Here is a 22,225-nt window from a genome sequence, read left to right on the forward strand (position 1 = left end):
CATGAATGACAATCGGCTGTGTTTGATCGGTCGCTCGCTTTGCGGGCTCATGCGTTCCTCCACAGCAGAGCAAACGAGACGAGGTAGAGGCCGAGCGGCGTGACCAGGCCGTCGTAGACGAACATGTAGAGCAGCACGAGTCCCATCACCAGCACCCCCGCCAGCCCGATGGGGCTGCGGTCGGACCAGTGGCGGCGGATGGCGCCGAGGAAGAACGCCACGTACAACGCCGCCCCCGTGAACCCCTGCGTGATGATCAGTAGCCAGAGTTGCCCGTCGCTGCCGAGCGGCGGGTGCCCACAGGTCGTGCACCACGCGGTACGGCCCGTGGTGATCGTGCGGTGGTTGCCCATCGCGTTGCGGGTGTTGCCGTAGCCGATCACCGGCGAGTGCCGAGCGGCCGCGAGGGTGGCGGTCACGGTGAAGGCTCTGATGTCGTTCGAGTGCGGCTTGTCCAGCCGCTGCGCGACGAGCGCGGCGAGCGGGCTGAGCGCGAACGCCAGCGCGGCCGCCGCCACGGCCCCGCACAACGCCACTCTGGTACGCCCGCCGACCCGGACGATCACGTAAACGACCGCCAGGCCGAGGCCGATCCACAGGCCGCGGTTGAGCGAGTACACGATGGGGATCGCGGCCAGGGCGATCGCGCCGGCCACGAAGAGCTTGTGCCGTGGCCCGCCGTACACCCACCAGCCGACCACGGCCCAGACCAGCAGCACCGACACGTTGCTGCCCCACGCGTTCGCCCATTCGAACGGGGCCTCCGGCCTTGGCATGGCGTAGCCGAGCACCTTCTGCGTCTGGGCGGCCGTGGGGTGGATCAGGTTCTGTACGAACGGGTTGTCGCCCAGCCACCGCGGCAGCAGCCACTCGACCGGCGAGGTGTAGGAGAAGCCGGGCAGGAACACGCCGAGCAGCCCGCCCGCGACCGTCGTGACGAACAGCACGCCGAGCATGCGCACCAGGCGGAGTTGCGGCAGCTCGCGCTCGGTCAGGTTGCCGAGGTAGAGCACCATGATCAGGATGGACGTGTACAGCGCCAGCCGCATGGCGTAGCCGACGATCCGGCCGGTGCCGAGCTCGCCGAACGTGCCCGGCGGCGTCTCGGCCAGCATGATCGCGCTCACCAGGTAGCCGGCGAGCAGCAACAGCCACAGCCCGAACCCGGGCGGCACCCTGATCGGGCGGCGCCGCCACAACAGCACCGCCATCGGCACGGCCAGGACGACCACCGCCAGGCCGCCGAAGCCGAGCGCCCACCAGAGCGGGTAGCCGACCAGCAACGCCGCGATGGGCCAGGCGGGTCCCCTCACGTCGGCTCGCCGGCCCGGGGCGGGCGCAGCGCCTGCATGGGCGTGGTCTCCGCCGACACACTCACCCCGAACTCGCCGGTGGCGACGAGCTTGCCGAGCGGCGTGTGCGGGCGCGGCTCCAGCAGCGGGACGAACGACGGCACCGCGTCGGCGGCGGTCACCACGCCGATGATCGGCACGCCGTGCCGGGCCAGGCGACCCGCGGCGGCCGTGACCTGGTCCGCGGTGACCCGGCCGAGCCCCACGAGCAGCAGGGCCGCGTCGGCCTTGGCAAGGTCGCGTACGTCAGAGCCGTCGAGCACCGACAGCGGCGCGCGGACCTCCAGCGGCTCCGCGGCGAACGCGGCGCCGAGGTCGGCAGGCAGCGACTTGACCAGCAGCCGCTTGCCCGGGCACGCGGCGACCACGGCGCAGGCCAGATCGTGCGCCACACCGTGCTCGCGTGGGCCCGACAGGTCGCCGAGCACGGGCAGGCCGGTCAGACGCTCGACGTCGGCGGCCGTACGCAGCCGGGTGTCGAGCCGGTCGCGGGCGTATGCGGCGGCGGAGCCGGTCAGAAGCCCTGCCATCAGCCCGGTGCCGAGGTAGAGCGGCAGGCTGGGGGAGCTGGGTGCGGCAGGCGGTGCGGCCCGGCTGATGATCGCGCCGGGCGTCACAGCGACCGTGCGCAATGCGTCGTACTTGAGCGCGAGGCTGGCGGCCTGCCGGTTGAGCACGCCCTGCCGCTGCAGCGCGATCGCCCGCTCGGGGCTGCCTTTGGGCAGTTGGACGAGCCCTTTGATGCCCGCGTCGATGCCGGCGTTGACCTGCTTGAGCTTGGTCAGCACCGCCTGCTGCTGCGCGGCGAGCGCGGCCAGCGCGCTCTCGCGCCGGTGCGCGAGGTAGGCCTCGGCGTAGGCGTGGGACTGGGCGGCGGAGACGGCGGGCTCGGCGGCGGTCACCGAAATCCACAGGACCGCCGAGTTCGGCGGCACCGAGACCGCGGCGGGCTCGGCCGCCTCGACCCCCAGTGCCTGCGCGGCGCGGGCGGCGACCACGGCCGACTGCGCGACCTGAGCCTCGGTGTCGAGGTTGAGCGGCTCGCGCTGGCGGGCGGTCACCGGGTTGCCCGGCTCCTGCGGCCCGACCGGCATGACGTGCACCTGCGTGACGGCGGTGTAGGCAGGCGGGGTGAGGCGCATCAGCGCGAGCCCGGCCGTGCCGCCGACGACCAGGCAGCCCACGAGCAGCAACCACCGCCTGCGCAACAGCGAGAGATGCTCGTCAAGGTCGGCGCCGGGGCGGCGGGCCTGGACGTCCGGCGACTGACTCATGGGGGCGGTCTCCTGGATGGTGTGCGTATTGTCGTCAGTTGACGACTCTGCGTCACATGCCGAGGCGTGCGCCCACTATAGGGCGCACGATCAGGGACCCAGGTCGAATACCCAAGATTTTCTCCTGTACGGCCGGAAAGAAGGGCCGTCATAAATCGAAATAGCGGGAAAATCCGGGCGCACTGTCACCCGGCGTGAACTGCGAAGACTTCCACGCAGGCGGCAATGACATGGCAAGGTTCAGGTGTGACAGGGCGGGGGTCCTTCGACAAGGGGGTTGAACGGCTTTGCTGCTACGGGGAATTAGGAATAGAACGACCGGGCTCGTCGTGGTCGCGGCGCTCGCCGCCTGCTCCGGCGCCGAGGGATCCGAGGCCTGGGCGCCGGTGACCCCAACCATCAAGGACAAGATCGCAGGGGTGCCGGCCTGCACAGCCACCGCCAGGCTCATCCCGTCGTGCGGCGCGTGGTGGGGCCTGGCGCCCGAGGTCTTCACCGGCGCCCCGGTCGAGCAGGCGCTGCGCGGGGCCGAGGCGCGCATGGGCGCTGCCGCGGACGTGCTGCACATCTACCACCGGGGCAGCGAGTTGTTCCCCACCCAAGCCGAACTCAGGCTGGCCCGCGATCCGGCGCGGCCGCGGCTGCTCATGATCAACTGGAAACCGTCGTTCGACCACACGTGGGCCGAGATCGCCGACGGGGCGCTGGACGGCAGGATCGACCGGCTGGCGGAGTACCTCCGGAGCACGTTCCCCGAGCGGTTCTTCCTCACCCTCCACCACGAGCCGGAGAACGACGTGGACGCCTCGTCCGGGTCGGGCATGCGGGCCGCCGACTATGCCGCGATGTACCGGCACATCGTGTTCAGGCTGCGCGAGCAGGGGGTTCGCAACGCCGTCACGGTCATGACGTACATGGGGGCGCCCAACTGGGCGGCCGAGCCCTGGTTCGAGGAGCTCTATCCGGGCGACGACGTGGTGGACTGGGTCGCCATGGACCCCTACGCCGACGATCGAGTCCAGAACTTCGACGGGCTGGTGAACAAGACCCGCGAGGAATACGCGCAGTGGCCGGGCTTCTACCGGTGGATGCAGATGCGCTTCCCCGGCAAGCCGGTCATGGTGGCCGAGTGGGGGGTGTTCGAGCGGTCCCGGGACCCCGGGTTCAAGCGGAAGTTCTTCGAGTCGGTGCGGCGGCAGGTCAAGCGCTATCCCCAGATCAAGGCGCTGCTGTACTTCGACTCGCCACGGGCGCCGCGCGGCGACACCAGCTTCGACTCCAATGCCGAAGCCGATCGGGCGTTCACCCGGCTCGCGCGCGATCGGTACTTCCGCTCGACCCCCGTCCCGCGCCCATAGACCGGCGCGCGGGAAGCGGCCCCTGCGGACGTGCGCTCAGTGCGTGCTCACGGTCTCGCCTTGCGGGGCGACTCGGTTGCCGGGGAGAAGGCGCCGCCACCTCCAGCCCGCGATGGTGATCGCGGTGGCCGCCACAAGCGCTCCGACGGTGAGCGTGTTGCTCGCGTCGAGCAGCTTGAGCGCGGAGGCGAGCAACACGATCGCCAGCAAGGACCTGATCAGTCCGCCCGGGGCGCGTGAGGAGATCCTGGCGCCGAGGTAGACGCCCGGGATCGAGCCGATGAGCAGCGACACGGTGAGGTCCATCTGGAAGTCGCCGAACAGCAGGTGGCCGAGCGCGGCCGCGGTGACCAGCGGCACGGCCTGGACCAGGTCGGTGCCGACGAGCTGGTTGGCCTTGAGCGCCGGATAGAGCACGAGCAGGGCCACGATGATCAGCGATCCCGAGCCGACGGATGAGACGCCGACCACCAATCCGCCTATCATACCGACCAGTAGGGTCGGAATTGGGCGCACGACGATGTCGTGGGCGCTCGTCGAACCTCCCCGCGTGCCGAGCCACGCCTTGACCGCCATGCCCGCCACGGCCAGCAGGAGCGCCACGCCCAGGGCATACTTGACCGCGTCGCTGACCGCGAACGCCCGCGCCAGGAACACCCCGCAGAACGCGGCCGGCACCGACCCCGCGCACAGCCAGCCCACCAGACGCAGATTGACCGTGCCCCGCCGCATGTGCACAACGCTCCCGACCGGTTTCATCACGGCGGAGGCGACCAGGTCGCTGGAGACCGCGGCCAGCGGCGGCACGTTGAAGAACAACATCATCATCGGCGTCATGAGGGCCCCGCCGCCCATGCCGGTCAGCCCGACCACAATGGCGACGAGGAAGGAGCCGGCGATCAGGGGGAAGTCGATCAACGGACCCAGCCTCCAGACCGCAGCGTCCCCAGCACCTGGGAGACGGCCGCGTCGATCGTCATGTGCGTGGTGTCGATCACCAGGTCGGCGTCGTCCGGCTCCTCGTAGGGGTCGGAGATGCCGGTGAACTCGGGGATGAGCCCGGCGCGGGCCTTGGCGTACAGGCCCTTGCGGTCGCGCCGCTCGCACTCCTCCAGCGGCGTCGCGACGTGTACGAGCAGGAAGTCGGCGCCGACCGACTCGACCATCTCGCGTACCTCGGCGCGGGTGGTCGCGTAGGGGGCGATGGGCGCGCAGATGGCCAGCCCGCCGTGGCGTGCGGCCTCGGCGGCCACGAAGCCGATGCGCCGGATGTTGAGGTCGCGGTCGCTCTTGGAGAACGTCAGGCCCTTGGACAGCAGCTGCCGGACCACGTCGCCGTCGAGGTAGGTCACCGTGCGGCTGCCGAGCTCCAGCAGCGCGTCGCGCAGGCCACGGGCGATCGTGGACTTGCCCGAGCCCGACAGGCCGGTGAAGAACACCACGAGCCCGCGCCGGTGCGGCGGCCCGGGGATGCTCACCGGCTCGGGCCCGGCCAGGTGCTCGGTCGCGCCGTAGGCGGTGGCGACGTGCTCGCGCAGCTCCAGGTCGATCTCGGGCTCGGCGCGCGGCGCCAGCGGCACGGAGACCACGATGGCGCCGTCGGGGAGCTGGTCCTTGGCGCGGAGCGCGGCGCGGACGACCGCGGGGCCGGGCTCGCCGTACGAGAGGGCGAGTAGCATGATCACCGCGTCGAGTTCCTTCGCGGTGTCGACGATCTCGGAGAGGTCGTCGAGAGGGCCCCGCATGGTGACGGCGAGCCCGCGACGTCCGCCGAGCTCCTCCTTCACCTCTGCCGGAGTACGCCGCAGGCGTGCGAACGGCCCGTGCTCAGGCGTGCCGAGGGGCTTGACGGGCCCGGCGGTCAGCCCGTCGGACTCCTGCGCGGTCACCGTGAGCACGGCGAGCGGCAGGCCCTCCGGGTCCAACAGCGTGACCTCATCGCCGGGGGAGACCTCGACCGGCAGATGGAGCGTGACGGGCGCGGGCCACGGGGTGCCGTCGGCGAGCGTGCCGCGCTCGTGGACCGTGTGGAGGTCGTCGTGGCCCAGGAACCCGGTCAGCGGGTCGAACGCCCCGGAAAGCAGCAGCTCGAGGTCGGCCAGCTCGTGCGGCTCGGGGGTCCACTCCACGGTTCCTGCATCCCAACTATTCCGATTGAATTGGTAGAGAATTGTAGGAAGAAGAGTCTACCCACTGGTGCCGGTGTGTCGCTAGATGACCCGGGCGAAGTGGTGCTGCGGCTTCCTGATCACCATGGTGATCTCGTCGTGGGAGGCGGGGTAGCGGCCGCTGGTCAGGCTGGCGACGGCTCTGACCGCCGCATCGGCGAGCCGGCTCTCGCGCGCAGGGCCGCTGACGTTCCGCTCGTCGTCGGTGATCATGAGGCCGCGGCTGAGGCAGAACGCGTGCATGCCGTCGCTCGACACCAGTGGCTCGTACACCTTCGGCAGCGGCCCTGGCGTGCCTTGGGTGACGAGCGGGCGCCACAGCAGGCGGCGCAGCCACGACGGCGTGATCCGGTCGAGGAGGCCGTACGCGGACCTGCGGTCGCGCATGCGCAGCAGGACCAGCCCGCCCGGGCGCAGGGACTGCAGGAGGCGGTCGAAGACGAGCTCGGCGTGCTTGACCCGCTCCAGCAGGAACGACACCTGGATCACGTCGTACGCCCTGGGCGGCAGCGGCACGCAGCGCAGGTCGCCCAGCGACCATGCGACCAGGTCGGGACGCTCCTCCACCGTGGCCCTGATCGCGGGGTGGTCCTCGTCGACTCCGGTGGCCCTGGTCTCGATCCGATCCAGCGTCAGCGGCTCGTCGTGGGCGCAGCCGGCGACCAGCACGTCGAGCCGTCTGCAGAGCTGGCTGGTCCAGTGCTCACGGAGCCGCTGTCCGAAGAGATCGCCTCGATGGGCGATGGATTGCACCTCACACATGTCACCTACAGTAGTCATTCGATCGGTATGAGTAAGGTATTTCCCTGCTAGCGTCCTGGTCTGTGAGCGATCACATCTACGTGGGCAACGCGGGCGTGGACGCGTCCGGCGACCGCGGGTGGCTGCTCGGCCATTTCAAGCCCCCTGGCGATCCCCGGCACAGCGACGAGGTCGAGATCAAGTGGGGCGTGCACCCGCCGGGCGATGAGCGGGCGCAGTGGGTGCGCGGGGAGGAGCGTACGGCCCTGCTCGTCCTCATCAGCGGCCGGTTCCGGGTCGAGCTGCCGGGTCGCAGCGTGCTGCTGGCCGAGCCGGGCGACTACGTGGTGTGGGGCAAGGGCGTCGACCATTCGTGGCGGGCGGAGGAGGCCTCCACCGTCCTGACCGTGCGCTGGCCGTCCGTGCCTGGTTACAGAGTCGGCTGAGGCTCGCGGCTAGTACTCTTGAAGAGGAACCCCCGCGACCTGAGAAGGCCGGGGGTAGTCGTGTTGCCGCATTTTGGGGCTGTGGGCGTATCTGATGAGTCTTTCCGGACTGCTTGACCTTGTTCGTGCTGACCCGAAACTGACCGCCGCGCTCGAAGAGGGCGGCGACGTCTCTCTGATCGCGCCGTCCGCATTGCGGCCGTTCGGCGTGGTCGCGCTGGCCGCGCACGACCAGCGGACCGTGCTCGCGGTCACCGCGACCGGGCGCGAGGCGGAAGACCTCGCCGCGGCACTGACCAGCCTGATCGAGCCCAACTCGGTGGCGGTGTTCCCGGCGTGGGAGACGCTGCCGCACGAGCGGCTCTCGCCGCGCAGCGACACCGTGGGGCAGCGGCTGGCCGTGCTCAGGAGGCTGGCGCACCCGGTCAAGGGTGACGCGGCGGCCGGGCCGCTCAGTGTGATCGTGACGCCGGTCAGGGCGCTGCTGCAGCCGATCGTGAAGGGTCTGGGCGACCTGGAGCCGATCAGGCTGCGCGCGGGCGACGACGCCGATCTCGAAGACGTCGTGGACCAGCTCGTCACCAATGGTTACCACCGGGTGGACATGGTGGAGAGGCGCGGCGAGGTGGCCGTGCGCGGCGGGCTGCTGGACGTGTTCCCGCCGACCGAGGAGCATCCGCTGCGGCTGGAGTTCTGGGGCGACACGGTCGAGGAGATCCGCTGGTTCAAGGTGGCCGACCAGCGCTCGCTGGAGGCGGCCGAGGACGGGTTGTTCGCGCCGCCGTGCCGTGAGCTGCTGCTGACCGGCGAGGTCAGGGCAAGGGCGCGGGAGCTCGCCGAGGAGCACCCCGCGCTGGCCGAAGTGCTCGACCAGCTCGCCGACGGCACGCCCATGGAGGGCATGGAGGCGTTCGCGCCCGTGCTGGCCGGGGAGATGGACCTGCTGCTCGATCACCTGCCGGTCAGGTCCGCCGTGTTCGTGTGCGACCCCGAGCGGATCAGAGGGCGGGCCGAGGAGCTCGTACGCACCTCGCAGGAGTTCCTGGAGGCCTCCTGGATCAACGCGGCGGCCGGCGGCGAGGCGCCGATCGACCTGGGCGCGGCCGCGTTCCGCTCGCTGGAGGAGATCCGCGACCACGCCGACGCGCTGGGGCAGCCGTGGTGGACGATGGCGCCGTTCGGCGGCGGGGTGGAGCTGGACGCGCAGGACTGCGAGGCTTACCGGGGCGACACGGCCAAGGCACTGGCCGACATCAAGGGCTGGCTGGCCGACGAGAAGGCGGTCGTGCTGCTCAGCGAGGGCCACGGGCCCGCTGAGCGCATGGTGGAGCTGCTCAAGGGCGTGGACGTGCCCGCCAGGCTCCAGCAGTTCCTGGACAAGGCGCCCGAGCCCAAGGTCGTGCACGTCACGACCGGCCTGATCGAGCATGGTTTCATCACGCCCAGCCTGGCCGTGCTCACCCATCTGGACCTGGTCGGGCAGAAGGCGTCCACCAAGGACATGCGGCGGCTGCCCTCGCGCCGTCGCAACATGGTCGACCCGCTCCAGCTCAAGGTCGGCGACCACGTCGTGCACGAGCAGCACGGCGTGGGCCGCTACGTCGAGATGGTGCAGCGCACGGTGCAGGGCGCCACCCGCGAATACCTCGTCATCGAGTACGCCAAGGGCGACCGCCTCTATGTGCCCACGGACCAGCTCGACGAGGTCACCCGCTACGTCGGCGGCGAGGCGCCCACGCTCAACCGCATGGGCGGCACCGACTGGGCCAAGGCCAAGTCGCGGGCGAAGAAGGCGGTCAAGGAGATCGCCGGCGAGCTGATCAGGCTCTACTCGGCCCGCATGGCCTCGCCCGGCCACCCGTTCGCCGACGACTCGCCGTGGCAGCGGGAGATGGAGGACGCCTTCCCGTACGCCGAGACCGGCGACCAGCTGGCGGCCATCGACGAGGTCAAGCGCGACATGGAGCGCGGCGTGCCGATGGACCGGCTGATCTGCGGCGACGTCGGTTACGGCAAGACCGAGATCGCGGTGCGGGCGGCGTTCAAGGCCGTGCAGGACGGCAAGCAGGTCGCGGTGCTGGTGCCGACGACCCTGCTGGTGCAGCAGCACATGTCGACGTTCACCGAGCGGTTCTCCAGTTTCCCCGTCACGCTCAAGCCTGTCTCCCGCTTCCAGAGCGACGGCGAGGTCAAGGGCACCCTCGAGGGGCTCAGGGCGGGCGCGGTCGACGTGGTGATCGGCACGCACCGGCTGCTCAGCCCCGAGGTCAGGTTCAAGGACCTCGGCCTGATCATCATCGACGAGGAGCAGCGGTTCGGCGTCGAGCACAAGGAGGCCATGAAGCACCTGCGCACGCAGGTGGACGTGCTGGCCATGTCGGCCACGCCGATCCCGCGCACGCTGGAGATGGGCCTGACCGGCATCCGCGAGATGTCGACGATCCTCACGCCGCCGGAGGAGCGGCACCCGATCCTCACGTTCGTGGGCCCGTACGAGGAGAAGCAGATCGGCGCGGCGATCAGGCGCGAGCTGATGCGCGACGGGCAGATCTTCTTCGTGCACAACCGGGTGGCGTCGATCAACAGGGTCGCCGCGCGGCTGCGCGAGCTGGTCCCCGAGGCCCGCATCGCGGTGGCGCACGGGCAGATGAACGAGCACCAGCTCGAGAAGATCATGGTGGGTTTCTGGGAGCGGGAGTACGACCTGCTCGTCTCCACCACGATCGTCGAGTCCGGCCTCGACGTGCCCAACGCCAACACGCTGATCGTGGACCGGGCCGACAACTACGGCCTGTCGCAGCTCCACCAGCTCAGGGGCCGGGTCGGGCGAGGCAGGGAACGCGGGTACGCGTACTTCCTCTATCCGCCGGAGAAGCCGCTGACCGAGACCGCGCACGAGCGGCTCGCCACGATCTCGCAGCACACCGAGATGGGCGCGGGCATGTACGTCGCGATGAAGGACCTGGAGATCCGCGGTGCGGGCAACGTGCTCGGCGCCGAGCAGTCGGGCTTCATCGCCGGCGTCGGGTTCGACCTGTACGTGCGCCTGATGACCGAGGCCGTGCAGGAGCAGAAGGCCAAGCTCGAGGGCAAGGAAGTGCGCGAGGAGGTGCACGACGTCAAGGTCGAGCTGCCGATCAACGCGCACATCCCGCACGACTACGTCACCTCTGAGCGGCTGCGCCTGGAGGCGTACAAGCGGATCGCGGCCATCGCCGGGGAGAGCGACATCGACGAGGTGCGCGAGGAGCTCACCGACCGCTACGGCAAGCCGCCGGTGGAGGTGGACAACCTGCTGGAGGTTGCCAAGTTCCGGATCAAGGCCCGGCGGGCCGGGCTCACGGACGTCACGTTGCAGGGGCAGAACATCAAGTTCGGCCCGGCCAGGCTGAAGGAGTCGCAGCAGGTGCGCCTGGACCGGCTCTACAAGAAGGCCATCTACAAGCAGGCCGCCGAGACGTTGCTGGTGCCGGTGCCCAAGACCAAGCCGCTGGGTGGGCAGCCGCTCCGTGATCTCGATCTGCTCAAATGGTGCGGTGACCTGGTCGAGGCGATGTTCCTCGAGCCCGCACGGGTAAGCTAGCGGCGGTTTTCGGTCGAAAGGGACACGTACGTGAAGTCGATACGAGTGGCTGTGGCCGCCGTGGCGGTGGGCATAACGCTGACCGCCTGCTCCTCGCCCATGCACGCCGGCGCCGCGGCCGTGGTCGGGAGCGAGCGCATCTCCGCAAGCCAGCTGAACGAGAACACGCAGGTCTATGTCACCGCGCTGAGGAACGCCAAGCTGGACGAGCAGACGAAGGCCGCACTCGCCGGCACCACTCTGGAACAGGCCGCGCTGCAAGGCACGTCGGCCAGCCAGGTCGTGCTGCGGAACATGGTTGAGATCAGCGCGTTCAGGCAGCTCATGGCGCGTTACAACGTTCAGGTGAGCCAGACGGAGATCGACAACGCGCTCAAGGATCCCGGCCAATACCCGTCCGCTGAGATCAGACTGCTGTTCAGCGGTGTTTCGCCGCAAAACGCGCGCGAATACGGCCGGGTGGTGGTCGGCGTGTCGAAGTTGCAGCAGCAGTTCGGCGGCGAGAGCGGACAGGAGCGGCTCGTCAAGGAGTTCAGCGCGTTCCAGCCGGTCTTCAGCCCTCGCTACGGCGTGCTCAACCCGCAGCGTTCGCAGGAGAACCCGGCGATGTTCCTCGACACCGGCAGGTTCGGCAAGCTCACCCCGCCACAGCCACAGCCACAGCCACAGCCACAGCAGCAGGGCTAGCCGATGCCGCTGATCCTCGTCACCTCCTCGCCCAGGGTCGCGCCGGGCCTGCTGAGCCACCAGGCCTGGCAGGCGCTGCGCTCGGGCCCGGTGCTGACCGGCTCCGCCGCGCACCCTCAGCTGCCCTATCTGGCCGAGGCCGGGGTCGAGGTCGAGGTCGTCGAGCCGGACCCGCGCGGGCTGGCCGCTCGGGCGGTCGGCGAGACCGTCGTGTGGCTGGCCGAGGATGATGAGGGCTTCATGCGCGCCGTGGGGCACGCCGCGGTCGCGCTCGAGGAGCCGCCGCTGATCGAGGTGGTGCCGGGCTCGTACGACCTGCCGGGCGCGCGGGTGCTCGACCTGGTCGCGGTGATGGACCGGTTGCGTACGGAATGCCCGTGGGATCGTAAGCAGACCCACGAGTCGCTGGTGCCGTACTTGCTCGAAGAGGCTTACGAGGTGCTGGAGACCATCGAGCAGGGCGACTATCCCGCGCTCCGCGAGGAGCTGGGCGACCTGCTGCTGCAGGTGGTCTTCCACGCCCGGGTGGCCGAGGACTTCGACATGGACGACGTGGCGGCCGGGATCGTGGAGAAGCTGGTGCGCCGCCATCCCCACGTTTTCGGCTCGGTGCGGGCCGAGAGCGCCGACGAGGTCAACGACAACTGGGAAGCGATCAAGGCGGCCGAGCGTGCGTCCAAGGGGCGCGAGTCGGTGCTCGAGGGCGTTCCCATGGGACAGCCGGCCCTGTCGCTGGCCGCGCAGCTGCTGCGCAGGGCCGGACGGGCGGGTGCACCCGAGGCGCTGTCCGCAGGGGTCGGCCAGGGCGTGGCGCGAGAGCTGTTCGACCTGGTGCGCCGCGCCGGCGACGCCGGAATCGACGCCGAGGCCGAGCTACGCGCGGCGGCTCGCGCGTACCGAGACCGCGTTCATTCGTGGGAGACGGGGACCGATAGGCTCTGAAGGCATATTGCCTTTCGACTTAGGAGCGCATCCCGTGGCTACCATCGAGGTCGTTTACGCTCGCGAGATCCTCGACTCCCGCGGCAACCCGACCGTCGAGGTCGAAGTGGTCCTCGACGACGGCAGCAGCGGCCGCGCGGCCGTGCCCAGCGGGGCGTCCACCGGCCAGTTCGAGGCGGTCGAGCTGCGTGACGGCGGCAAGCGTTACGGCGGCAAGGGCGTCGAGAAGGCCGTGCTCGCCGTGACCGACCAGATCTTCGAGGAGATCAACGGCATCGAGGCCGAAGACCAGCGCATCATCGACCAGATCATGATCGATCTGGACCGCACGCCCAACAAGGCCAACCTCGGCGCCAACGCCATCCTGGGTGTCTCGCTGGCCGTCGCGAAGGCCGCCGCGGACAGCGCCGACCTGCCGCTATTCCGCTACGTGGGCGGCCCCAACGCGCACGTGCTGCCGGTCCCGATGATGAACATCCTCAACGGCGGCGCCCACGCCGACACCAACGTCGACATCCAGGAGTTCATGATCGCGCCGATCGGGGCGGAGACGTTCCGCGAGGCCGTGCGCATGGGGACCGAGGTCTACCACGCGCTCAAGGGCGTGCTCAAGGAGAAGGGCTACGCCACCGGCCTGGGCGACGAGGGCGGCTTCGCGCCCAACCTGCCGTCCAACCGCGACGCGCTCGACCTGATCCTGGTCGCGATCGAGCGGGCCGGCTACACGCCGGGCGAGGACATCGCGCTCGCGCTCGACGTGGCCGCCTCCGAGTTCCACAACGACGGCGTCTACACGATCGACGGCAAGGGCCTGTCGGCATCCGAGCTCATCAACTTCTACGAGGACCTGGTCGCCAACTACCCTCTGGTCTCCATCGAGGACCCGCTCAACGAGGAGGACTGGGAGGGCTGGAAGGCCATCACCGTCTCCCTCGGCGACAAGGTGCAGCTCGTCGGCGACGACCTGTTCGTCACCAACCCCGAGCGGCTGGAGCGCGGCATCAAGGACGGCGCGGCCAACGCCCTGCTGGTCAAGGTCAACCAGATCGGCACGCTGTCGGAGACGCTCGACGCCGTGGATCTGGCTCACCGCAACGGCTACAAGTGCATGATGAGCCACCGTTCCGGCGAGACCGAGGACACGACGATCGCCGACCTGGCGGTGGCGGTCAACTGCGGCCAGATCAAGACCGGCGCGCCGGCCCGCTCGGACCGGGTGGCGAAGTACAACCAGCTGCTGCGCATCGAGGAGCTCCTCGATGACGCCGCTCGTTACGCGGGTCGCGCCGCGTTCCCGCGTTTCCGGCGCTAGTTTCGAGTACGGCTCGCGGTAACCCTCGCGTCTGACGACCGAGCCGCCTCACGGAGTGAGGCAAGTGGATACTGCGAGCCGTACCTCGAAGGGGGTGTGCAGCAAGTGGCGAAGAGACCGCAGCTGACCGGGCGGGCCGCCATCCTGGCCGTCGTGGTGTGCGCGATCGCGATGAGCCTGGCCTACCCTGTGCGCGAGTACATCAGCCTGCGTCGCAGCATCTCCGAGCTGCGGGCGGAGAAGGCCAGGGTCGAGGCGGAGAAGCAGGCGTTGCTGGCCCGCGACCAGCAGAGCAACGACCCTAACTGGATCAAGAAGACGGCCAAGGAACGGCTGCATTACTGCGGTCCCGGCGAGAAGTGCTTCGTGGTGATGGAGCCCGAGCAGGACAAGGCACAGGCGGCCGTGAAGCAGGCCGCGACGGTGCCGCCGTGGTACCAGACGCTCTGGGAGTCCGTGGAGGCCGCCGACAAGGGGACCGGGCGCAGGGCTGTCACGGGGAAGGAAAGTGTTGGAAAGTAACGACGTCGAGGTCGTGCGGAAGCAGCTCGGGCGGCCGCCCCGCGGACTGCGCGGGGTGGCGCATCGCTGCCCGTGCGGCAACCCCGACGTGGTGGAGACCGCGCCGCGGTTGCCCGACGGCTCACCCTTCCCGACCCTCTACTACCTGACCTGCCCCAAGGCGGCCTCGGCCATCGGCACCCTGGAAGGTTCCGGCCTGATGCGGGAGATGCAGGCCAGGCTGGCCACGGATCCCGACCTGGCCGCCGCCTACCAGGCGGCGCACGACGACTACGTGGCCAGGCGCGACAAGGCGGCGCAGGAAGAGGGCATGGCGCCGCTCCCGCGCAACATGCAGAGCACGGGCGGCATGCCGCAGCGGGTCAAGTGCCTGCACGCGCTCGTCGCGCACGAGCTGGCGGCGCCGGGGGTCAACCCGTTCGGCAGGGAGGCGCTCGACGCCCTCCCCGACTGGTGGAGTGACGGACCATGCGTGTAGCCGCCGTCGACTGCGGCACCAACTCCGTACGCCTGCTCATCGCGGACGTCGGCGACGAGCTGATCGACGACGTCGAGCGGCGGATGGAGATCGTCCGCCTCGGCCAGGGCGTCGACCGGACCGGCAGGCTCGCCCCCGACGCGCTTGAGCGCACGTTCAAGGCCATGCGGCACTACCGCGAGCTGATCGAGCGGCAGGGCGCCGTCGCCACCCGGGTCGTGGCCACGAGCGCCACCAGGGACGCGGCCAACCGGCAGGAGTTCGTGGATGGGGTACGCGAGATCTTCGGCGTGGAGCCGGAGGTCGTGTCGGGCGCCGAGGAAGCCGAGCTGTCCTTCGTCGGCGCGACCAAGGGCCTGCTCAGGCTGTCGCCCGAGACTGAGGTCCCGCAAGGGCCGCTGCCTCCCTACCTGGTGGTGGACATCGGCGGCGGGTCCACGGAGTTCGTGCTCGGCGCCGAGCACGCCGAGGCGGCGCTGTCGGTGGACATCGGCTGCGTACGCCTCACCGAGCGGCATCTCAAGGACGCCGGCGACCCGCCGTCCGCGCCCGCGCTGGAGGCCGTGGTGGCCGACATCGAGGCGGCGCTCGACCGGGTCCAGGCGGAGGTGCCGGTCCAGCGGGCGCACACGCTCGTCGGCCTGGCGGGATCCGTGACGACGGTCGCGGGCATGGCGCTCGACCTGCCGGCCTACGAGCCGGCGCGGATTCACCACTCCCGCATATCGGCCGAGCAGGTCCACGACGTTACGCGGCGATTGCTGGCGATGACCCATGGTGAGCGCGCCGCCGTTCCGGTCATGCACCCGGGGAGGGTTGACGTGATTGGCGCTGGTGCGCTAATTCTTGACCGGATCGTCCGTCGTTTCGCGTTTTCGCAGGTCGTTGTGAGTGAACACGACATCCTCGACGGCATTGCCTGGTCGCTGAGCCGATAGGGTGCCTAAATTCGGACATTTCCGATCTACGTCCTGTGTTGAGTGTGCAATCATTATTGTGCTTAGGTAATGGGGCATTACGGGGGCTTTGCCATATCGCTGTGTACGGAAGGTACTGGCGTGGCGACCGTTCCCGAGCGTGTCTTTTCCCTCACGGAATGGAGCACTCTCACATGAAGTTTGCTGGGTTAGCAGCACGCAAGGCGGCGGCCTTCGGCGCGTCCGCCGCTGTGCTGGCCGCCCTGACCGCGGGCCTGGTCGCCGGCCCCGCGCAGGCGGCGACCACGGCCAAGGGCGGACCGAAGGTCTCGGCGTCCGCGCCCAAGGCCACACCGAGCAAGTACGAAGGTTCCTGCCCGGTCAAGGTCAACTTCTCGGCCAAGATCAAGGTGCCGGTCAAGGGCAAGACCGAGCTGGCCTACCGCTGGCTGCACGGTGACGGGTCCAAGGGCAAGATCAACGTGATCAAGCTCAAGGGCAAGGGCGTCAAGACGGTGACGGTCAAGCAGTCCATCACCTTCAAGGAAGACGTCAAGGGCTGGGAGGCCGTTCAGGTCCTCGGGCCGAAGAAGTACACCTCGAAGAAGGGCTACTTCTCCGTCTCCTGTGAGAAGCCGGCCGAGCCCACGCCGGACGCGCGTACGCACCTGGACGTGTCGGTGTCGGCCCACGCCTGGGCCAGCCCCGACTCGTACGTCGGCGAGTGCACCCCGGGTGACAAGATCGACTTCACTGGCCTGATCAAGGTCAACCGGCCGAGCTGGGTGCGTTACCGCTGGGTGCTCAACGGTGACGTGGTCGACTACGGCAAGGTGAAGGTCTACGACGCCCGCAAGGTGGGCTTCGGCATCTCCCCGCGTCACAGCCAGCGCGGCTGGGCGCAGCTCGAGATCCTCGGCCCCGACAGCGCCTACTCCAACCGGGCCTACTACAAGGTCTGGTGCAAGGACCCGGCCCCCGCTCCCGTCACGAAGGTTTCGGCCTCCAGCCTGGTGACCGCTACCAACCACGACGGCTGCAAGGTCGGCGCCCACGCCACTGTCAGCGCGACCGGTGCCGCGAAGGTCCAGTGGACCTGGGCGGTGAACGGCTCCTCCGTGTCCAAGGGCGAGGCCGCCTTCAGCGGAGCAGGGTCGCAGACCGTCGCGTTCTCCGACATCCCGCTGACCGGTGACGCCGTCAAGGGCGGCACCGTCACGCTGACGGTCACCGGGCCGAACAACGGCGACGTGATCACGCAGAGCTACGCCGCGTGCAACGTCCCGGCTCCCGCCGCCCCGAGTGGCACGCCGAGCCCGTGAATGAGGGTCTGACCGAGTAACAACCGGGTGACGCTTCAACGCGTCACCCGGTTTTTCTTGTCGCGCCCTTTCTTGTTGTGCGGGTTCTTGTTGTGCGGGGCCCGGCCCCGTGAGCAGGGAAGTGGTGAACATCGGGCACCATCGATGTCATGAGCTTCGTACCTCCCGGCACCGGCTGGCCCGGCGACCCGGCGACCGAGGACACCCCGGTCGCGCTCGACCCCGCCGACGTGCGCCGTCTGGCCGCGGACAGCGGCACTCTCGCGGAGCTCACGGCCCGGCAGTCGGTCTGCCGCGCCTGCCCCCGCCTGGTGGAATGGCGGGAGAGGGTCGCCGGCGAGAAGCGGCGTGCGTTCGCGGACGAGACCTACTGGGGCCGTCCGGTCCCCGGCTGGGGTGACGAGCACCCGCGGATCATGCTGGTCGGCCTCGCCCCGGCCGCGCACGGGGGTAACAGGACCGGGCGGATCTTCACCGGTGACCGCAGCGGCGACTGGTTGTTCGCCTCGCTGTACCGCAGCGGCCTGGCGGCGCAGGAGACCAGCACGCACGCCGGCGACGGGCAGAAGCTCTTCGGCACGCGCGTGCTCGCCTCGGTGCGCTGCGCGCCGCCCGCCAACAAGCCCTCGCCGTCGGAGAAGAGCACCTGTTTCCCGTGGATGGCCCGTGAGCTGGCGCTGGCCGCACCGACCGTACGGGTGGTCGTGGCGCTCGGCGGATACGCCTGGCAGGCCATGTGGCCGGCGCTGAAGGACGCGGGCTACGAGCTGCCGCGCAGCCGGCCGCCCTTCGGGCACGGCGTCGAGGCCGAGGCCAAGCACGCCGGCGCCCCCGTCACGCTGATCGGCTGCTACCACCCCAGCCAGCAGAACACGTTCACCGGCCGCGTCACCGCCCAAATGCTGGACGACGTCTTCACCAGGGCCAGGTCACTGGCTGTGTGACGCGTTGCACCACGCCCGGATTGGATTCATCGAGTGTGCTTGACGTAAGCTTGTGAATGCTTTCACAAGCATTCCACGAGGGATGGGGCCTCAGGATGAACAAGCACATATTGATCGTCGGTGGCGGATACGTCGGTCTGTACACGGCGCTCCGGCTGCAGCGCAAGCTCCATCGGGAGCTGCGCGGTGGCGAGGTGCGCATCACGATCATCGACCCCCAGTCCTACATGACCTACCAGCCCTTCTTGCCTGAGGCGGCCGCGGGTAACCTGTCGCCCCGGCACCTGGTTGCCCCGCTGCGGCGGATCCTGCCGAAGGCACGCATACTCAACGGCATGGTCACCAAGGTCGACCACAACGAGCGCACCGTCACCTTCCAGCCGCCCGAGGGCGAGCCGCGCCAGATCGCCTACGACGTGATCGTGATGGCCGCCGGATCCATCTCGCGGACGCTGCCCATCCCCGGCCTGACCGACATCGGCATCGGCTTCAAGACCGTGGGGGAGGCCATCGCGCTGCGCAACCGCGTGCTGCACCTGCTCGACGTGGCCGAGTCCACCGACGACCCCGAGGTGAAGCGCAGGGCGCTCACGTTCGTCGTCGTCGGTGCGGGCTTCGCGGGTGTGGAGGCGCTCGCCGAGCTCGAGGACATGGCCAAGGACTCGGTGCGCTACTACCGCAACATCGAGCCGTCCGACGTCCGCTGGGTGCTCGTCGAGGCCACGAACCGGGTGCTGCCCGAGGTCGGCCCCGAGATGGGCAAGTGGACGCTGGAGCAGCTGCGCGAACGCGGCATCGACGTCAAGCTCGAGACCCGGCTCGAGTCGTGTGAGGGCGGGCGCGTGGTGCTCTCCGACGGCTCGGAGTTCGACGCGGAGACCCTCGTGTGGACCGCGGGCGTCAAGCCCAGCCCGGTGGTCAAGGAGGGCGACCTGCCCCTCGACGAGCGGGGCCGCATCAAGACCACCACCATGCTCACCGTCGCGGGAACGCGGGACGCCTTCGCCGCCGGCGACGCGGCGGGGGTGCCCGACGTGACGAACCCGGGACAGTACTGCGCGCCCAACGCCCAGCACGCGGTCCGGCAGGCCAAGGTGCTGGCAGACAACATCATCCGGCACCTGCGCGGACAGCAACTGGTCGAATACCGGCACAAGTATGTCGGATCGGTTGCCGGATTGGGCCTGCATCAGGGCGTCGCCAATGTCTATGGCGTCAAGCTTCGCGGATTCCCTGCGTGGTTCATGCACCGCACCTACCATCTGTCGCGGGTGCCGACGCTGAACCGCAAGGTCCGTGTCGTCGTCGACTGGACCCTGGCTCTGTTCTTCAAGCGAGAGACGATCTCGCTGGGTGAGATGGAGCACCCGCGCGAGGACTTCAGGGCCGCCGTCGCGACGATGCGCCGCTAGCCCGGGTACGGCAGCGCCCCGGTGATCCTCGCCGGGGCGGCTCGGCGCCCCCTGCGGCAAGCGGAAGGGGTAGCACGGGTGGGGCTCTCAGCGGTGACGGTGCTCGGCGTGGACAGGCCCGGCGTGATCGCCGCAGTCACCGGTTCGCTCGCCGACTGCGGGGCGAACATCCAGGACTCGACGATGACGCTGCTCGGCGGCCACGTGGCGATGATGCTCCTGGTCTCCGGCGACCTGGATTCCGCCGAGCTGCTCAAGCGGCTGCGGGCGCCCGACCTGGTGGTGACCGCCTCGGCCATCGAGGCCCGGCGCCACTTCTGCGAGGACGGGGGTGGGCTCGGCTACGTGCTGACCGTGCACGGGCCCGACCGGCCGGGGATCATCTCGGCTATCAGCGCCGTGCTGGCCGCGGACGGCGGGAACATCACCGGCATGAGCACTCGGCTCTCCGGGCGGCTGTACGTGCTCATCGCCGACGTCGAGCTGCCGAAGGAGGTGGACGTGGCGGCGCTCATGCGCAGGCTGGCGGCCGTCGGCGCCAGCCTCGACTCGGAGATCACCTTCCGCCCCGTCGAACCGGACTTGCTGTGAGTGAGCGGAGCGAGCGAACGAATAGACGCACCAGTGTGCTCACAGGACCGATGAAGGAGGGCCTGTGAGTGAGCGGAGCGAGCGGGCCATCAGACGCGGGAACGGGCCCCGGGGGACGCCGCGTGAGGTGCTCAGCGCTCCCCATCCGATCCTGTCCGCCGTGGCCGAGCCGGTGGACCCGACGGACCCCGATGTCGTGGCGGCCGCCGCCGATCTGCTGGCCACCCTCCGCCACGTGCCGTCCACGACCGGCCTGGCGGCCCCTCAGATCGGCCTGAGACTGCGCCTCATCGCCTTCGATACCCGGGTCCACCCCCGCGGCCGATCGTCGGCTGGAGAGCTCGTGGTGGCCAATCCGCGCCTCGCCAGAGCGTCCCACTGGGATCATGGACGGGAGGGGTGCGCCTCGATCGTGGGGCTGACGGCCGACGTCCTGCGAGCCACGCGTATCACCGTACATGGGCATTTGCCAGGCACGGGCGAGGCAGTCACCATCGAAGCTGATGCCTTCGAAGCCCGTTGCATTCAGCACCAACTGGACCATCTGGACGGTCTACTCTTCTTGGACAGAGTGCCAGGAGCCCTATCGCTTCACCGCAGACTTCACAGTTGTGACGCCTGATACGAAGTTGTGCTCCTCGGAAGCATGGTCCGTTTCGTATGATTGCGGCGCCCCCGTAGCCCAATGGCAGAGGCAAACCCCTTAAAAGGGTTGTAGTGCGGGTTCGAATCCCGCCGGGGGCACCTGCCCTTCTACCATTGGAAATGCGTTTTCCGTAGCCTGCATGACCTTGGGAACTCTCCGGTGGCCACGTTCGTTGTCAACGCTGCCGACGTCCCAAATGGACATCGATCTGAGCGCGAGTTGACCAAGGTGCCACCGGGCCCCTTAGGCTCGGTGTCACAGGAGGCAGCGATGGAGAGCAAGAACCCCGTATTCAGCAGGTCACGTCAGCAGGCGGGGGGTTGGGCGGGGCCCACCCCGTCTCCCGACCAGCTGCAGAACATGTACGACTCCCCGTCGTACGCCCCCCCGAGCCGGCCCGCGTACCGGGCCATGACCCTCGACGACGTAGTGGTGCGCGGGTTCATCACCCTCGGCACCCTCGTCGTTGCCGCCGCCGCGGCGTGGATACTGGAGGTCCCACCGACGGTCGCGATCGGCGCCGCGATCGTCGCGATGATCCTCGGGTTGATCGCCTCGTTCACGCAGAGCACCAACCCGGTCCTCATCCTGGCCTACGCGGCGTTCGAGGGCGTGTTCCTCGGCACGATCAGCCGCCTCTTCGATAGCTACTTCGGAGGCAGCGGCAGCATCGTGCTGCAGGCGGTCCTCGGCACGGCATTCGCCTTCGGCGCCGTGCTGACCGTTTACGCCCTACGCATCATCCGCGTGACACCCAAGCTGGTGAAGTATGGCATCGCCGCGGCGATCGCCGCGGTCGGGCTGATCCTCGTCAACCTGCTCGTCGGCATCTTCAACGGCGTCGGGCTCGGCCTGCGCACCGACAGCCCGCTCGGCTGGATCTTCAGCATCGCGATGATCCTCATCGGCTGCTTCTTCCTGCTGCTCGACTTCGACTCCATCGAGCAGGGGGTCAAGCAGGGCGCTCCGGAGAAGTTCGCCTGGCAGTGCGCGTTCGGGCTGACGCTCAGCCTGGTCTGGATCTATCTCGAGATCCTGCGCTTCGTCAGCTATTTCAGCAGCAGTGACTGATCGTTAACGCCAGCGTAACCACGGAGGGCCTCGCCGTTCAGGCGGGGCCCTCTCTTTGTGCGACCGAAAATCTACGTGCCGTCACGAAATGATGCCTGGTTGGGGGCTTGCTATTCGGACGGACGTGTTGCACTGTCAAGCAAAGGACCTTATCCGCGGAGGTGCCCATGTCCTTGAACCACTCACCGGAGATGCAGACGAAGCTCATCGCAAGGGTCCCGGCCATCACGGGACGCGAACTCCCAGAGTGGTTCCAAGCACTTGACAACGGCCCAAGCTTCCTGAGGTGCGACGAGCGGGCCAACTGGCTAGCCGACGAGCACGGGCTGACTCACGGCTACGCCGCCGCGATCGTCCTCGAGCACGAGCGGCAGCGCCGTAACCGCATGGGCTTCATCTAAGCCAAGCCCAGCCCATCCCCGCGCCCGTGCTCCAAGCACGGGCGCGTCATTATGAGGG

General features: G+C 69.2%; 21 protein-coding genes and 1 tRNA gene. 17 read left to right on the top strand and 5 right to left on the bottom strand.

Going from position 1 to position 22,225, the window contains the following annotated elements; all coding sequences use genetic code 11:
- Positions 1–47 precede the first annotated feature (47 nt).
- Both ACTWPT_RS15580 and ACTWPT_RS15585 read right to left on the bottom strand, forming a co-directional pair.
- The gene (locus ACTWPT_RS15580) at positions 48–1,313 is read right to left on the bottom strand and encodes an O-antigen ligase family protein (protein WP_443178076.1); all 1,266 of its coding nucleotides are present in this window, start codon (positions 1,311–1,313) and stop codon (positions 48–50) included.
- A complete protein-coding gene (locus ACTWPT_RS15585) occupies positions 1,310–2,626 on the bottom strand; it encodes a Wzz/FepE/Etk N-terminal domain-containing protein (protein ID WP_443178077.1) in 1,317 nt (438 codons plus the stop codon). Before ACTWPT_RS15585 ends, ACTWPT_RS15580 begins: the two co-directional genes overlap by 4 nt.
- 329 nt (positions 2,627–2,955) lie before the next feature.
- On the opposite strand from ACTWPT_RS15585, the gene ACTWPT_RS15590 reads away from it, so the two are divergent.
- Positions 2,956–3,984, top strand: a complete 1,029-nt coding sequence (locus tag ACTWPT_RS15590) for a glycoside hydrolase family 26 protein (RefSeq protein WP_443178078.1) — start codon at positions 2,956–2,958, stop codon at positions 3,982–3,984.
- Positions 3,985–4,020: 36 nt separating this feature from the next.
- Here ACTWPT_RS15590 and ACTWPT_RS15595 read toward each other — a convergent pair whose 3' ends face one another.
- The 3 genes from ACTWPT_RS15595 to ACTWPT_RS15605 form a co-directional block, all read right to left on the bottom strand.
- Positions 4,021–4,902: a sulfite exporter TauE/SafE family protein gene (locus tag ACTWPT_RS15595; protein ID WP_443178079.1), complete on the bottom strand. Its 882-nt coding sequence runs from the start codon at positions 4,900–4,902 to the stop codon at positions 4,021–4,023.
- Positions 4,899–6,113, bottom strand: coding sequence for an adenylyl-sulfate kinase (gene cysC, locus ACTWPT_RS15600; protein ID WP_443178080.1), 1,215 nt, complete (start codon positions 6,111–6,113; stop codon positions 4,899–4,901). The genes ACTWPT_RS15595 and cysC overlap by 4 nt, the downstream gene beginning before the upstream one ends.
- An 81-nt stretch (positions 6,114–6,194) precedes the next feature.
- Positions 6,195–6,914, bottom strand: coding sequence for a class I SAM-dependent methyltransferase (locus ACTWPT_RS15605; RefSeq protein ID WP_443178081.1), 720 nt, complete (start codon positions 6,912–6,914; stop codon positions 6,195–6,197).
- Positions 6,915–6,976: 62 nt separating this feature from the next.
- Between ACTWPT_RS15605 and ACTWPT_RS15610 the strand changes: the two genes are divergently transcribed.
- The 16 genes from ACTWPT_RS15610 to ACTWPT_RS15685 all read left to right on the top strand — a co-directional run bounded on the left by ACTWPT_RS15610 (position 6,977) and on the right by ACTWPT_RS15685 (position 22,167).
- The gene (locus tag ACTWPT_RS15610; RefSeq protein ID WP_443178082.1) at positions 6,977–7,339 is read left to right on the top strand and encodes a signal peptidase I; all 363 of its coding nucleotides are present in this window, start codon (positions 6,977–6,979) and stop codon (positions 7,337–7,339) included.
- Between the two features lie 94 nt (positions 7,340–7,433).
- Positions 7,434–10,922, top strand: coding sequence for a transcription-repair coupling factor (gene mfd, locus ACTWPT_RS15615; RefSeq protein ID WP_443178083.1), 3,489 nt, complete (start codon positions 7,434–7,436; stop codon positions 10,920–10,922).
- A 30-nt stretch (positions 10,923–10,952) separates the two neighbouring features.
- Positions 10,953–11,609, top strand: coding sequence for a hypothetical protein (locus tag ACTWPT_RS15620; RefSeq protein ID WP_443178084.1), 657 nt, complete (start codon positions 10,953–10,955; stop codon positions 11,607–11,609).
- Between the two features lie 3 nt (positions 11,610–11,612).
- Positions 11,613–12,551: a MazG family protein gene (locus ACTWPT_RS15625; protein ID WP_443178085.1), complete on the top strand. Its 939-nt coding sequence runs from the start codon at positions 11,613–11,615 to the stop codon at positions 12,549–12,551.
- 34 nt (positions 12,552–12,585) lie between these two features.
- Positions 12,586–13,863: a phosphopyruvate hydratase gene (gene eno, locus ACTWPT_RS15630; RefSeq protein ID WP_443178086.1), complete on the top strand. Its 1,278-nt coding sequence runs from the start codon at positions 12,586–12,588 to the stop codon at positions 13,861–13,863.
- A gap of 105 nt (positions 13,864–13,968) precedes the next feature.
- A complete protein-coding gene (locus ACTWPT_RS15635; RefSeq protein WP_443178087.1) occupies positions 13,969–14,385 on the top strand; it encodes an FtsB family cell division protein in 417 nt (138 codons plus the stop codon).
- Positions 14,375–14,863 carry a DUF501 domain-containing protein gene (locus tag ACTWPT_RS15640; RefSeq protein ID WP_443178088.1) on the top strand — a complete coding sequence of 163 codons (489 nt, stop codon included), beginning with the start codon at positions 14,375–14,377 and terminating at the stop codon, positions 14,861–14,863. Before ACTWPT_RS15635 ends, ACTWPT_RS15640 begins: the two co-directional genes overlap by 11 nt.
- Positions 14,854–15,801, top strand: coding sequence for a Ppx/GppA phosphatase family protein (locus ACTWPT_RS15645; RefSeq protein ID WP_443178089.1), 948 nt, complete (start codon positions 14,854–14,856; stop codon positions 15,799–15,801). Before ACTWPT_RS15640 ends, ACTWPT_RS15645 begins: the two co-directional genes overlap by 10 nt.
- Before the next feature lie 173 nt (positions 15,802–15,974).
- A complete protein-coding gene (locus tag ACTWPT_RS15650) occupies positions 15,975–17,102 on the top strand; it encodes a hypothetical protein (RefSeq protein ID WP_443178090.1) in 1,128 nt (375 codons plus the stop codon).
- A 149-nt stretch (positions 17,103–17,251) separates the two neighbouring features.
- Positions 17,252–18,046: a uracil-DNA glycosylase gene (locus ACTWPT_RS15655; protein ID WP_443178091.1), complete on the top strand. Its 795-nt coding sequence runs from the start codon at positions 17,252–17,254 to the stop codon at positions 18,044–18,046.
- Positions 18,047–18,141: 95 nt separating this feature from the next.
- A complete protein-coding gene (locus tag ACTWPT_RS15660; protein WP_443178092.1) occupies positions 18,142–19,458 on the top strand; it encodes an NAD(P)/FAD-dependent oxidoreductase in 1,317 nt (438 codons plus the stop codon).
- 78 nt (positions 19,459–19,536) lie between these two features.
- Positions 19,537–20,049, top strand: a complete 513-nt coding sequence (locus ACTWPT_RS15665) for a glycine cleavage system protein R (protein WP_443178093.1) — start codon at positions 19,537–19,539, stop codon at positions 20,047–20,049.
- Between the two features lie 64 nt (positions 20,050–20,113).
- Positions 20,114–20,671, top strand: coding sequence for a peptide deformylase (locus ACTWPT_RS15670; RefSeq protein ID WP_443178094.1), 558 nt, complete (start codon positions 20,114–20,116; stop codon positions 20,669–20,671).
- Positions 20,672–20,720: 49 nt separating this feature from the next.
- A tRNA-Leu gene (locus ACTWPT_RS15675) sits at positions 20,721–20,793 on the top strand.
- Positions 20,794–20,965: 172 nt separating this feature from the next.
- Positions 20,966–21,766, top strand: coding sequence for a Bax inhibitor-1/YccA family protein (locus ACTWPT_RS15680; RefSeq protein ID WP_443178095.1), 801 nt, complete (start codon positions 20,966–20,968; stop codon positions 21,764–21,766).
- Between the two features lie 167 nt (positions 21,767–21,933).
- Positions 21,934–22,167, top strand: coding sequence for a DUF4287 domain-containing protein (locus tag ACTWPT_RS15685; RefSeq protein WP_127936493.1), 234 nt, complete (start codon positions 21,934–21,936; stop codon positions 22,165–22,167).
- Positions 22,168–22,225: the final 58 nt, after the last annotated feature.

The sequence above is a fragment of the Nonomuraea sp. 3N208 genome (assembly GCF_052245935.1).
Classification (GTDB): Bacteria; Actinomycetota; Actinomycetes; order Streptosporangiales; family Streptosporangiaceae; genus Nonomuraea.